Origin of the sequence: Niabella yanshanensis (assembly GCF_034424215.1) — a bacterium.
Taxonomy (GTDB): Bacteria; Bacteroidota; Bacteroidia; order Chitinophagales; family Chitinophagaceae; genus Niabella; species Niabella yanshanensis.
The window spans coordinates 51,554-66,178 of record NZ_CP139960.1; the positions used below are offsets into that span (position 1 = coordinate 51,554).

9 protein-coding genes are annotated in these 14,625 nt (G+C 43.6%); 8 read left to right on the forward strand and 1 reads right to left on the reverse strand.

The genetic code is table 11. From position 1 onward, the window contains the following. Positions 1 to 49: 49 nt before the first annotated feature. Positions 50 to 1,081, reverse strand: coding sequence for a GntR family transcriptional regulator (locus U0035_RS00130; protein ID WP_114791297.1), 1,032 nt, complete (start codon positions 1,079 to 1,081; stop codon positions 50 to 52). A gap of 163 nt (positions 1,082 to 1,244) precedes the next feature. On the opposite strand from U0035_RS00130, the gene U0035_RS00135 reads away from it, so the two are divergent. The 8 genes from U0035_RS00135 to U0035_RS00170 all read left to right on the forward strand — a co-directional run bounded on the left by U0035_RS00135 (position 1,245) and on the right by U0035_RS00170 (position 14,499). Continuing rightward, positions 1,245 to 2,573, forward strand: a complete 1,329-nt coding sequence (locus U0035_RS00135) for a class II aldolase/adducin family protein (RefSeq protein WP_114791298.1) — start codon at positions 1,245 to 1,247, stop codon at positions 2,571 to 2,573. A 27-nt stretch (positions 2,574 to 2,600) separates the two neighbouring features. After that, the gene (locus tag U0035_RS00140; RefSeq protein WP_114791299.1) at positions 2,601 to 3,572 is read left to right on the forward strand and encodes a sugar phosphate isomerase/epimerase family protein; all 972 of its coding nucleotides are present in this window, start codon (positions 2,601 to 2,603) and stop codon (positions 3,570 to 3,572) included. Between the two features lie 26 nt (positions 3,573 to 3,598). Next, on the forward strand, positions 3,599 to 6,319 hold the full coding sequence (locus U0035_RS00145) for an alpha-L-rhamnosidase (RefSeq protein ID WP_114791300.1): 2,721 nt from the start codon (positions 3,599 to 3,601) through the stop codon (positions 6,317 to 6,319). Between the two features lie 4 nt (positions 6,320 to 6,323). Continuing rightward, positions 6,324 to 8,114, forward strand: a complete 1,791-nt coding sequence (locus U0035_RS00150; RefSeq protein WP_114791301.1) for a glycoside hydrolase family 71/99 protein — start codon at positions 6,324 to 6,326, stop codon at positions 8,112 to 8,114. A gap of 17 nt (positions 8,115 to 8,131) precedes the next feature. Continuing rightward, a complete protein-coding gene (locus tag U0035_RS00155) occupies positions 8,132 to 9,100 on the forward strand; it encodes a DUF4886 domain-containing protein (protein ID WP_211316445.1) in 969 nt (322 codons plus the stop codon). 90 nt (positions 9,101 to 9,190) lie between these two features. After that, positions 9,191 to 11,986 carry an alpha-L-rhamnosidase gene (locus tag U0035_RS00160; RefSeq protein WP_162817892.1) on the forward strand — a complete coding sequence of 932 codons (2,796 nt, stop codon included), beginning with the start codon at positions 9,191 to 9,193 and terminating at the stop codon, positions 11,984 to 11,986. Between the two features lie 9 nt (positions 11,987 to 11,995). After that, positions 11,996 to 13,054, forward strand: coding sequence for an L-rhamnose/proton symporter RhaT (gene rhaT / locus U0035_RS00165; protein ID WP_114791303.1), 1,059 nt, complete (start codon positions 11,996 to 11,998; stop codon positions 13,052 to 13,054). Between the two features lie 26 nt (positions 13,055 to 13,080). Continuing rightward, positions 13,081 to 14,499, forward strand: a complete 1,419-nt coding sequence (locus U0035_RS00170; RefSeq protein WP_114791304.1) for an FGGY-family carbohydrate kinase — start codon at positions 13,081 to 13,083, stop codon at positions 14,497 to 14,499. Positions 14,500 to 14,625 lie beyond the last annotated feature (126 nt).

Below are 14,625 nucleotides of genomic sequence, written 5' to 3' on the forward strand. Positions count from 1 at the left end.
TTAAGTTAATAATAAACAAGTCGCACAACCGGAATGGAGTTTCGGGGCATTACAGGGATGGCCTGAGTGTTAATCTGAACGGTACTTTTTGCCTTTGCAACGAGCCCGATAAAATAGTTTGAGCGGTCATCGCTCCCATTTCGTAAAAATCTGATGATATGGTAGTGATACCATTTAAAATGACTCTTTTCGCCGGCGTTTCATTGTACGAAATAATACCTACCTGTTCTCCTATTTTGAGCGAGGTCGGCTTTATTTTTTCGATCAATGTTACCAGGTCGTCTTCCAGCATATTTATGAATACATCACCTTCTTTAACGGGTTCATTTTCTATACTGCCAATGATTTTGTAGTTAAAGGCATTGTCCTGGCAAAAATGCTTGAATCCCTTCTTGATTTCTTTTGGAAAATAGCTGTTATCAGGAAAGATAAGCTTAATAGTATGATAGCGGGCGAGGCTTCCCAGTGCTTCCGTCATCGCATCGTAAATATCATTTTCGTAATCAATATAAACAGAGCTATACTGCCCTTTTACTTCAGGTAATGATTTATCAAGTAATACCAGTTTGTCTTTCGGAATGGTATCAATTACTTCATAGGCTCTTTCGCCACCGTCTATAAAATGGGGAATAATTACATAATGGGTATAGTGGTCTTTATTTCCCGATAATAATCTTTTGAACAGATGGAAGTCATTATTGTAAATGTAAAAGTCAATACTCGCAATGTCTCCTAATTCATTGATCAATGCGTCATATACAGCTTTCTTGGGTGCACTAAGCTTATTGAAGAGTAGAAATACGCGTAACTGTCTTTTGAATTCGGTGTGTTCTATAAAGTAACCTCGCCTTGGTACTGCTTTAATTACACCCAATTCCCTTAGTTGCTTATATCCTCGTTCTACCGTATCCCGTGCTATATCCAGCATAATGCTGGCTTCGTTGATAGAGGGCATGCTATCCCCTGCCTGTATGTTACCCTTCTCAATTTCTTTGAGAATAGAGTTTACAATCTGAAGATATTTGGATGTACTGGAGTAAGGGTCGATCTGGATCAGATCCAGTAGTCGTTGCTTTTTCATCGTATACAACTCATCGTTTTAAAACTCCAATTTAAGACTTAACTATGAATTTGATCAGTTAAAAAAAGATTTATTTTTTTTATTGTTTTGTCGGGTCAACACAGGATAGAAAACAGTTGCAGGTTATTTAAGTTTGTTGTCAACAAAGTTAATTGAGTTAATTATGACGAGCTTGCTAGATACAAAAACGATGCACCCCCGTGACCAGATCACTGTGGTTATGAGAAGAATTTATGACAGGGTACTTACTACTACTTCCGGAGGAAACCTATCGATAAGAGATGATGATGACAATGTATGGATTACACCAGCCGGCGTTGACAAAGGATTGCTCAAGCCTTCAGACATTGTATGCGTAAAAAAAGACGGAACGATTATCGGCGATCATAGCCCTTCATCAGAATATCCTTTCCACCTGGCAATTTATAATAGGCGGCCGGATATAAAAGCTGTTGTACACGCACATCCGCCGGGTATTGTAGCCTTCAGCATAGCCAGGCAGGTTCCCGATACAAGAGTATTGCCACAGGTGCGTTCTTTTTGCGGAGAAATTGGTTATGCACCCTATGCAATGCCGGGTACAGAAGCCTTGGGGCATAGCATTGCCAGCCAGTTCAACGAAGGCGTACATATTGTAATAATGGAAAATCACGGCACGGTGATAGGAGGCAGCGATATATCAGATGCATATCAAAAATTCGAACTTGTTGAGGTTACTGCCAAGTCTATTCTGTATGGGAGTAAATTAGGAAAGGTAAAAGTGTTGGAAGATAGCCAGATAGACGGTCAGCTAAAGCAGTATGCTAAAAAGCTTCCCGATGCAGCAGCCGGAAATCCGGAACTATCATCTATCAGCAGGGAGAAGCGAACAGAGATACTTAAAATAGTGAAAAGAGCCTGCAGGCAAGGGTTGTTGTTGGGCGCTTATGGATCCATATCAACCAGGATCAATGAAGATGAGTTTTTAATAACACCCGATGCGATTTCAAAATGGGATTTAACCCTTGAAGATATGGTTCAGGTAAGCTATGGAAAAAAAGACCCGGGGAAAAATCCTGATCATTCAGTGTTGCTGCATCAGGCCATTTATAAGCAACACCCGGATATTAACGCCATCATTATTACACAACCCACTTACCTCACATCTTTTGCCATCACCGGTGCCAGATTTAATGTAAGAACCATACCTGAAACCTGGATCTATCTCCAGGATGTGCAAACAGGTGGTTTTGGCTGCCAGTTTGATAAAGAAAACGGTTTGCTGTCCATGATATCACAGGATTCGCCGGTAGTTATCTTAAAGAATGAGTGCACAATAGTAACCGGCAATAAGCTATTACAGGCCTTCGACTATCTTGAGGTTGCGGAATTTAGTGCCAAGTCATTAATATTGTCCGCATCTTTGGGTGATATGATCCCTATCAGCGATAATGAAATAGAAGAGTTGGGAAAAGTAATGAGCCGGTGGAAAAACTATGAATGGAAAATGTAAGCATAACGTAATAACAAAATTGTAGTCATGAATAATAAGTACGCAATTATTTTAGGTAATCTTGGAAACACCAGGGATCGTTTTTGCCAGGGATATAAAAATAATCCAAGCTCGGAAGAAATGCTGAAGATGGCGCTGGAAAAAATGCCGCATATCCAGGGTATAGAATTGGTAGGTAGCTGGGATATCCGCCCGGATAATGTAGGAGATATGAAGAAGCGGTTGGATGATGCCGGGGTAGCCTGCGCCAGTATCATTCCTGATACTTTTGGGAATCCTGTTTATGGAAAAGGAAGTATTACCAGCATTGATGCCGGGGTTCGGCAACAGGCTCTTGATTATTTGCGGCAAATGAGCGAAGTAGCGTTAGCGATGAACTGTGATATTATAAATCTCTGGCTGGGGCAGGATGGGTATGATTATTTGCTGGCAACCGATTATAACCAGGAACGGGATTGGCTGACAGAGTGTACCAGGGCTGTAGCTACAGAGTTTCCTACGCTTCGGTTCGCTTTAGAGTATAAGCCCAAAGAACCCCGCAATTTTTCTTATCATGCAAGAATGGCTGATACTATTTTAGCAGCGAAGGAAACCGGGTGTTCCAACGTAGGTGTTACCATTGATACCGGGCATAGCTTTTATGCGGGGGAGAATGTTTCTGAAGCCGTGGTACTTGCCAAACGTGCCGGTGACCTTTTATACCACATGCACTTTAACGATAATCACGGTAGCTGGGATGATGATATGATCGTAAGTAGTGTGCATTTCACCACTTATGTTGAACTGATGTTCTGGTTAAGGAAAACCGGCTACCAGGGCTGGATCTCGATGGATCAGTATCCCTACAGAGAAGATGCTATTGACGCCATTTCAGAAAGCATTTTGTGGGTAAAGAAATATGAACAGATCGTAGATACTTATTACGACGAAATCGAAGCCCTGATCCGGGAAAATGATGCAGTAAAAACCTCCCGGTTCCTGCGCAAATTGTTTGCCTAGTCCAAAAGCCTGTAAAAAAAATATTTATGAACGATTGCATCTTCCGGAACCGGATATGGTTTCTTGTTATGTTATTCCTGTTACCATTTGCGTCACACGCAACGGCAAAAAAACTGAATGCGACTGACGAAGTGAGTGTTACAGCTCTGAAAGTAGATAATGCTGCCAGTTTTATAGGAGTAGATTCACGCACCCCACAATTTAGCTGGGAGCTTAAAACTTCTAAACGTAATATAAAGCAAAATGCCTACCAGTTACTGGTAGCAGATACGCCGGAGAAGCTGGCAGCCGGTGACGGAAATATCTGGAATAGCGGGAAGGTAGCATCCGCTGCGTCCGCAGGAATACTATATCGTGGTAAAGCTTTGGAGAGCCGTAAAAGATACTATTGGAAATTGATCTGGTGGGGCATGGATAATGCAAAAGCCGAAAGCAACACCGAATATTTTGAAACAGGCTTGCTGCATCAGTCAGATTGGAGTGGGGATTGGGTAGGTTTTCCTTCAGGATGGATCGGGAGAGTGCATTATTTCAGGCGTGTTTTTTCATTCCAAAAAGAAATAGCCAAAGCGAGAGCCTATGTAGCAGGTATCGGCTACAGCGAAATGGAGATCAATGGTAAAAAAGTAAACGATCATGTATTAGATCCGGCAACCAGCGATTTTGCAAAAACGATCTATTACAGTACTTATGATATCAAGGAGTATTTAAAAAAAGATAATGTAATGGTGATTGCCGTAGCGCCCGGGTGGTACGGAATGCCCAAGCTGCGCATGCAAATGGAGTTCTATTTTACCGACGGCACTATGGAAGTGATCAATTCTTCCTCTATAAGAAACGTAACCCTGGGGCCGGTTCAGTCTGCAGGTGTTTTAGATGGAGAAGTATACGATGCCCGTCAGGAAAAGCCTGAATGGAATCTGCCCTCCGATACGATCATTAAAGGATTACCCAGTCAACACTGGGGCGTAGCCCCGGTATTAGAAGCTCCGGGAGGTAAAATGGCCTCGCAGCAGCTGGAGCCTATCAGGGTGGTAGAGTCGTTTAAGCCGGTTTCAATAAAAGAAGTAAAGCCCGGAATATTTGTGATGGATGCCGGCCAGAACATGGCGGGATGGGTGGCTATAAAAGTAAAAGGAGAAAAAGGTAAAAAGATCACGTTGAAATTTGCCGAAACCTTATACCCTGATGGTACCATCAACCAGGAAAACCTGCGTACTGCCTGGGCTACCGATACCTATATCCTGAAAGGGGGAGCAACAGAAACCTGGGAGCCCCGCTTTACCTATCATGGATTTCGTTATATGCAAATAGAGGGCTGGCCGGGTACACCCTCTGTTGATGACCTGACAGTAAGAAGAGTTCGTTCAGATGTGGAAGAAGCCGGTAAGTTTAGCAGCAGCAATGATCTGCTAAACCGTATCTACCAGATGGTAAAAAGAACCGAAGCCGCCAACCTGCATAGCATTCCAACCGATTGTCCGCAACGCGATGAGCGGATGGGTTGGCTGAACGACCTGACGGTGAGGATAGAACAGGCCATGTATAATTTTAATCTCCATCGTTTTTACGCAAAATATATACAGGATATCTGTGATACGCAAACTGAGAATGGAGAGATCACTGACACTGCACCTTATAAAGTAGGCGGCAAACCTGCCGATCCAGTATCAGTGAGCTTCCTGCTGCTGGCGCTGAAGAGTTATGAGTATTACGGTAATACGGAAATTATCCGCAAGAACTACTCCAACATGAAAGCATGGGTCAATTATCTGACTTCCCGTACCAATAAAGCCGGGATACTGGAATACAGCTACTATGGAGACTGGTCCCCGCCCGCAGAGTTTGGAGCAAAAGGCCATAGCTACGGCGCATTGTCTGTAAATACCCCCGGCGACCTGATGTCTACAGGGTATCTCTATTACAGTGCACAGGTGATGGCGAAACTGGCGGAAGTATTAGGCAATGTGGATGACCAGCATCAATATGAACAACTGGCCACCCGCACCCTGAACGCTTTTAATACTAAATTCTGGGACGAATCGAAAGGGGGCTACGGTACCAATAATCAATCCTGCAATTCCTTTGCTATTTTCCTGGGAGCTCCAACTAAGGAGCGGCTTCCCAGGGTGGTGGCCAATCTGGTACGGGATGTAAAAGAAAGAGGCTATCATCTTACAACCGGTAATTTATGTACCAAGTACCTGTTAGAGGCGCTTACAGAGCATGGGGAGCTGGAGACGGCATACAAAATTGCCACCCAAACTACTTATCCAAGCTGGGGTTATATGTTAGCCAATGGTGCTACTACGCTGTGGGAACGTTGGGAGTATGAAACCGGTGGATCGATGAACTCTCACAATCACCCCATGATGGGCTCGGTTGGTTCCTGGTTGTACAAATATATTGCAGGTATTCTACCCGATATAGAAGCGCCTGGTTTCGGTAAACTGGTATTACGTCCTTATATACCGAACGATTTACAGCATGCTCAGGCTACCTATCAATCGGTGAAAGGTGAAGTGAGCTCTGCCTGGAAAAAAACAAAGGCCGCGATCGAATACCAGGTAACCATACCACCCAATGCTGTGGCAACGGTTTATATACCTACCAAAGATGTAAAGTCTGTAACAGAGGGCGGCCGCCCGATAAGCAAAATAGAGGGTATCCGCTTTGTCAGGATGGAAGCCGCCGCAGCTGTTTATGAAATAGGTTCCGGTAATTATGTATTCAGATCAAAATGGTAATATAATGAGAGCTTGGTTGATATGCTTTTCAATATTAGTGTTCCCGCCGGCTATCCGTGCGCAGGAGGCTTCTTCTGGTAGGCATCCCTATACTTCCAACGATGTAGTAGCGGTAGATCAGTTCGGCAGAAGCTTTGCAGCCATTGAAGGCTACAGGCCCGGTAAACAGGTGGGCATATTTTACTGGCCCTGGATAGGACATCCGTATGCTACTGGTATTTACGATGCAACAGTTATCAGCGCCATGCCCAACGGGCTTAAGTTATTGTACGATTTTAAGCATTTGAACGATTCTATTAGTCCAACCGGGCAGGCACATTTTTGGGGCCAGCCCATATGGGGGTATTATAATTCGGCTGATGAATGGGTCATCCGCCGGCAGATGGCGATGCTTGCAACAGCGGGCGTTGACTTTATCGTTTTTGATCTGACCAACAGGGTTACTTATAAATCGGTGTACGAAAAAGTATTACGTATTATAGAAGAATTGCAATCAGATGGCTGGGCTGTTCCCAAAGCTGTATTTTATACCCACTCCAAGTCCTTCGAAACCACATGGCAGCTATACAACGATCTGTACAAACCCAACCTTTATCCCAATGCATGGTATAGGGTTGGAGGTAAGCCTATGATCATAGCCTACACCCATGAAGCAGATGATATAGCCGAAGCGGTGTCCCGAAGGGACTCCAGTTATCGCCCGGTTGCTTATTCACAGGCAATAAAAGATTTTTTTTACTTTAAGAAACCGCAATGGCCCGGGGACTCCGTTTACCAGGATGGATTTCCCTGGATCGAATGGAAATATCCGCAGCCGCTGCATGGCAACACCATGAGCGTTTCTGTGGCCAGTCATCCCAAAGTGCCTATGTCGCGTTCCATTACATCGGGCTGGACCAACTGGGGGCGTGGTTGGGATCCCGGCAGTCAAAAAAACAAAAAAGAAGACATTCTAACAGGTGGCTTTTTTCAAAAACAATGGGATCATGCACTGACAGTTGACCCCGACACCGTTTTTGTAGGAGGATGGAACGAATGGGTCGCCTATAAACAACCCTACGGCGATGAGTATATGCTTTGCGATGCTGCCAACCTGGAATTTTCCAGGGATATTGAACCCATGCGGGGTGGATATGCCGATGCTTTTTATATACAAATGATAAAAAATATAAGGGCGTATAAGGGAATAACGGATAAGCATCAGGGGTACGCCCCTCTTACCATCGATATATCAGGTCATGCGGCGCAATGGGCAGCTGTAAAAGCCATCTATAGAAATATAAATATAAAAACGGGAGGCCGGGATCATTATGGAGCCTCCATGAAGATAGCTTATGCTGCGCCAGCTCCCGTTAATAATCTGCAGGAAATAAGGGTAGCACATGATGCTCACAATTTCTATTTTTTGATAAAGGCCGACAAACCTTTTGTACAAGTGCAGGATAGCACCGGTTTACTTCAGTTGTTAATAGGAAAAGATGCTCCCGCTACCAAAGGCTGGAATGGTTACGAATATATTGTCGAAACGGATTTAAGAAAGGGAGCAGCCCGCCTCAGTATGTTAGATAAAAACCGGAAGAAAAAGGAAACAGGGAGTGTGAGAATTGCCGTTCAGGAAAATCTTATACAAATGGAGATACCCAGGAAACTAATGGCAGCGAACCACAAAACTACCCAGATTTATTTTAAAGTTGCAGATGGTGTAGCAAAGCCTTCTGATATAATGGAATATTATATTTCGGGAAGTGTAATGCCCCTTGGACGACTGAGCTTTGTGTATCAACTTAACCAATAAAAATAAACAGGTCCGTTATGAAAAAAGTACAGTCTGTTTTGAGTACCGTTTTAAGTATCGCTTTTCTTATCACTGCTTTTCTAAATGAAACGCAAGCCAGGAAAACAGGAACGCAGGAGCTATTAATGAATAATAGCGGGGTAAATGACCCCGGTCTTCTAAAAAAGAAGGAAGCGCGTCAATTGAACAGGGAAGGTGTTGTACGGGTGCTGGCCATAGGTAACAGCTTTTCAGCCGATGCGTTGGAAAACTATCTGTATGATCTGGCTGAAGCCTCCGGTAAAAAAATAATAATAGGAAATTTAGCGATAGCCGGAGGCTCTCTGGCAGACCATATAGCGAATCTGAAACATCAGTCAGCTCCCTATATCTTCACAAAAATTGATTCAAGCGGGAAGAAAACAGTAACATTTAATAATGCCATTGGGCCCATTGTTAAAAGTGAATCCTGGGATTATATTAGTTTGCAGCAAGTGAGCCACCATTCGGGTAGGTATGAAACATTTGTTGAAACGCTCCCTGCTTTGTATGAATATGTAAAAGAAAATGCAAGCAATCCGCATGTAAAACTGGTATTACATCAAACCTGGGCTTACGCCCGAAATTCAGGTCATACAGGCTTTGCGAATTATCAGAATAACCAGCAGCTCATGTATGAATCCATCGTGAATACTTATAAAAAAGCCCGGAAACTCATAAATGCATATCATATTATACCTGCAGGTACCGCTATACAGAATGCCAGAACAAGCTTTATAGGTGACCGGTTTACAAGAGACGGCTTTCACCTGGAAGAAACCTATGCACGTTATACAGTAGCCTGCACCTGGTTTGAGCAGATCTTTGGTATATCAGTATTAGGGAATTTGTACAAGCCTGCTACTCTTTCAGACGAGTATAAAGAAATTGCGCAACATGCAGCTCATTTCGCAGTGAAACGGCCCGGTAAAGTCACCCCACTAAAGCATTATCAAAAAGAAAGGTAATAAATATCAAAAAGAAAATATTTATAAAAGGGTTCAATCATCATGCTCTTAAAGTTGGGCCTTAAAAAATGAACAAAAATGATGTCTATAATGAATAGCAAAAAAGCATTTCAACTCTTTCCTGCCTGGGTATGCCTGGCTTTTGCTGCGCTTTTTCACGGTTGTGCGTCAGGTCCTCAGGACCTCAGGGTAAACAATTTGTTGGTAGAAGGACGGGACAGTTTACTGGGCTCTGATATGCTGGCTCCGCGGTTTAGCTGGAAAATTCATTCAGGTAAACAGGACGTGAAGCAAGTGGCCTATCAGCTACTGGTGGCCAGTTCAAAAGAAGCACTGGACAAGGACAATGCAGACGTCTGGAACAGCGGTAAAATAGAGGCCGACTCATCATTGAATGTCGTTTATCAAGGCAAGCCACTTCAGTCTCACCAATCACTTTATTGGAAAGTGAAAGTCTGGACAAATCATAAAGAAGAAATTTTCAGCGCACCTTCCCTCTGGACGATGGGCTTATTGCAACCTGCCGAATGGCAGGCTCATTGGATTGGTTTGAACAGTTATAATAAAAGCGATCAGCCCGATAGTACCCTGACCCGCCTGGCGGCACGCTACCTGCGTAAAGAGTTTAGTTCGGATAAAAAAATTAAAGCTGCCACGGTTTATATAAGTGGAATGGGATTATATGAGCTCTTTCTCAATGGCAGGAAAGTGGGCAATGATGTATTGGCTCCCACTGTATCTGAATACAACAAAAAAATATTCTACAATACTTATGACGTAACACCTCTGGTAGCGCAGGGAACTAATTGTTTGGGTGTTACCCTGGGTAATGGACGCTTCTTTGCTGTACGTAATTTTCATGGAAAACCCAACCCGCTTACACAGATACCTCAGTCTCAATATGGACTGCCACAACTGCTGCTCCAGCTGCGTATCCGGTACGAAGATGGCTCTGTTGCCTGGGTACATTCAGACCAGAGTTGGAAGGTTACTGATAACGGGCCGATATTAGCCAATAATGAATTTGACGGCGAGGATTACAATGCCAATAAAGAATTGACGGGGTGGAGTAACGCAGGGTATAATGATCAGGCATGGAAGGCTGTGGATTTGATGTCTCCGGGAAAGAATGTGAGTATAGCAGCACAACCTAATGAAAACATCAGGATCAAGGAAGTATTACATCCGGTGTCGGTACACAAAACTCCGCGGGGAACATATATCCTGGATATGGGCCAGAATATGGTAGGTTGGGTGGCCATTAATGTAAGAGGTGAGAAGGGTGATAGCGTTCGGTTGCGGTTTGCCGAAACGATGAAGGGAAAAGACTCGCTATACGTGGATAACCTCAGGGATGCTAAAGCTACGGATACTTATATATTGAGAGGCGGGGGAACGGAAAGCTGGGAGCCGAAATTTACTTATCATGGTTTTCGTTTTGTAGAAGTATCGGGTTTGCGAACACAACCTGATGTAAAAGATTTTTCGGGAAAAGTCGTCTATGATGACATACCTACTATCGGAACCTTTGAAACGTCTAATGAAACGATCAACGCCGTTTTTAAAAACGCCTATTGGACGATCCGCGGTAACTACAGGGGCATGCCTACCGATTGTCCGCAACGCGATGAAAGAGTAGCCTGGCTGGGTGACAGGGTTATTAGCTCCTATGGCGAAAGTTTTATGTTCGACAACTCGCGCCTGTATGCAAAATGGCTGGAAGATATAGAAGACTCACAAAAAGAAAACGGCAGCATCCCTGATATTGCTCCCAGTTTCTGGGACCGCTATGCAGACAACGTAACGTACCCGAGTGCTTTTATTTTGATTCCTGAAATGTTACGCAGGCAGTTTGGCGACGAACGGAGTTTCGTGAAGCTATATCCCGCCATGAAAAAATGGACATTATATATGTGGGATACTTATCGTGATAATGATCTTGTTTTGAAAGATAATTATGGAGACTGGTGTGTGCCTCCCGAGTCATTAGAAATGATATGGACCCAGGATCCCAAGCGCATTACGGATGGCGGATTATTAGCATCGGCTTACTATTACCACTGCCTGGGTTTGATGAAGCAGTATGCAGAAAGGCTGGGCTATACATCAGATGTACGAAACTTTGATGATATAGCGCAAAGAGTATTAACGGCTTTTAATAAAAAGTTTTATAATGCAGGTTCCAAATCCTATGCTAATAATACCGTTACCGCCAACCTGTTACCTTTAAGTTTTGGAATGGTGCCTGAGGAAGATAAGGCAGCCGTTTTTGCTAATATTCGTGCCCGCCTCAAAGATTTTAACGACCATGTTAATTCGGGTATCATCGGGGGTATGTGGTTGATGAGAGGTCTTAGTGATAATGGAGCCGCAGATCTGGCTTACAAGCTGGCTACCAATACTACCTATCCCAGCTGGGGATATATGGTAAAACAAGGGGCTACTACCATCTGGGAGTTGTGGAATGGTGATGCTGCCAATCCTATGATGAATTCAGGCAACCACCAGATGTTGCTGGGAGATCTGATCGTATGGTACTATGAATATCTGGCGGGTATCAAAACCGATGACAAAGAGGTCGCTTTCAAAAAAATCATTATGAACCCGGTATTTCCGGAAGGGCTTGATTTTGTAAAAGCCTCGTTGAATACAAAGTATGGAGAAGTGAAAAGTCATTGGAAGAAAACTGCCGGTGCCCTGGAGTGGGAAATTACCATTCCTGCAAATACAACTGCCGAAGTAATACTACCGGGAAATAAAACAGCTATTACAGAATCGGGCAAAGCTTTGTCAGGATCAGTATTGGAGAGGGCCAAAGAGGCAGCGACTGGTAAAACAGTGCTTACTTTAGGTTCCGGAACCTACAGTTTCGTAGTAAAAAGATAAAAATATTATATGCAGGCAATTTTAGGAGTCGTATTTCATTTTTTGGGTGGATTTGCTTCAGGCAGCTTTTATATCCCGTATAAAAAGGTTAAGGGATGGGCCTGGGAATCGTACTGGATTACCGGGGGCATGTTTTCATGGCTCATAGTACCATTGGTGGCCGCGTATTTAACGGTACCCGGGTTTATGGATATTATTTTCAATACACCGGGAGATACTTTGTTCTGGACGTATTTCCTGGGAGCATTATGGGGCATCGGCGGTTTGACTTTCGGTCTGGCTATGCGTTATCTCGGTGTCTCATTAGGAATGTCGGTGGCGCTGGGTTTCTGTTCCGCCTTTGGTGCATTAATTCCCCCGATTTACCTGGACATGACTTCATCTGATGAAGCAGGTTCTTTCTCAGCCATGCTGAATAGTACAGGTGGTTTGATAGTACTGCTTGGGGTAGTCGTATGCTTATTAGGAATTGCTATTTGCGGAAAAGCAGGTATGCGGAAAGAAAAGGAGCTGTCGACCGATCAAAAGCAGGATGCTATTCAGGAATTTGATATTAAGAAAGGATTACTGGTTGCTGTGTTTTCGGGTATTTTAAGCGCTTGTATGAGTTTTGCCATTACCGCCGGTAAAGATATGGCCGTTGTGGCCGAGGCTGCAGGCGCCAACCCGCTCTTCCGGAATAATGTGATTTTCGTAGTAGTTATGTTGGGCGGCCTTACTACCAATTTTATATGGTGCATGATTCTCAACGCACGAAACAAAACTTTTACTGATTATAGAAATAAAAAGACACCGCTTCTGGGAAACTATATTTTTTCTGCTCTTGCAGGTACCACCTGGTTTTTACAGTATTTTTTTTACGGAATGGGAGAAAGCAAACTAGGTAATGGCGCCAGTTCATGGATTTTACACATGGCTTTTATTATATTAGTGGCCAATGCCTGGGGAGTTGCTTTGAAAGAATGGAAAGGGGTAAGTAAAAGGACAAGGTATACCATTATAGCGGGTATTGCGGCGATTATTCTGTCCGTTGTTATAGTCGGATACGGTAACTCCCTTAATAACTAAGCCGCGTTTTTTAAAAGAGTGTCAGTATGAGAAAGAGAATTCCAGTTGTCGCCGTTTTTGATATCGGTAAAACGAATAAAAAATTATTGGTTTTCGACGGTGATTATAATGTGTTAATGGAGGAAGTTACCTGTTTTAATGAAATAACAGATGATGAGGGCTTTCCCTGTGAGGATATCGGCGCTCTTTCCAAATGGATACTTCGTGAGTTCCAACAATTAAAGCGGTCTGAAGAATATCAGTTAAAGGCGGTTAATTTCTCCACTTACGGCGCCTCGCTGGTATATATTAACGAAGATGGAGAAAGGGTAGGCTACCTATATAATTATTTAAAACCTTACCCAAAGGAGCTCATGGATCATTTCCTCTCGGCCAGGGGCGGTATGGCACGCTTTTCCGAGGATACCAGTTCCCCGGTGATGGGACATTTAAACGCCGGACTCCAGTTATACTGGCTGAAGCACCAGAAAGCTGAACTATACAATAGCGTAGCCACTGCGCTCCATTTACCGCAGTATCTTAGTTACTTAATCACTGGTCAACGCAAAGCGGAATTAACCAGCCTGGGCTGTCATTCGGTGATGTGGGACTTTGATAAGATGAGCTATCATAGCTGGTTGCAGGAGGAAGAGCTATGTCCCCGGCTCGCTGCAGTTGCAAAGGGTAGTGAAGTGATTAGTTGCCTTAACGAGTTTACAGGGGAAGACATATGGGTTGGAACAGGTTTGCATGATAGTTCTGCTGCTGTTAACCCCTATTTGAGCAGGTTTAAAGATCCTTTCATGATCATTTCTACCGGCACCTGGGTCATTTGCATGAACCCTTTTAACAGTGAGCTACCCGAATCCGATGAATTGGAAAAGGGCTGTTTAAGTTATCTCACCTACCAGGGTGCCCCCATTAAAACCACTATGTTATTTGCCGGGAATGATCATGACACCCAGGTGAAAAGGATAACACAGCACTTTTCTATCGATGAAGCTTATCCGAAGACGATGATCTATGATGCCGGCGTTATAGAACAGTTAGAAAAGAAAGGCTTTCACCTGGCCTCAAAGCATGGAGAAGCAGATCTGGTAAGTGCAACTACGCCCTGCCTTTTTAACAGGAGAGATTTGTTTTCTTTTGATTCTCCTGAGCAGGCCTATCACCAATTGCTTATCGATTTAGTAATACAACAAAAGGCTTCAGCTGATATGGTTCTGCAAAATAGTGAGCTTGATAATATATATGTCGATGGAGGATTTTGTAAGAATAAAATTTATATGCAATTGCTGGCTAATATGTTTTCAACCAAAAATGTATTTGCAACATCCATGACGCAGGGTACAGCCCTGGGCGCCGCCCTGGCAATACATGAAAGCTGGAACGGCAATCAGTTGGCTGAAAACCTGATAAGCCTGAAAAGATGGATTGCAAACACCGATAGGTTAGTGAACCGATAGTGTCTTTGTTCCATGTGATAAGTACAGTACAGGCACCTCTATATCCTTGAATATGGCAGATTATTTAGCGCTGCCAACAATAAAAGTAATTCAGCGAAAACTCAACAAAGTGACTGTCCGGTAAAG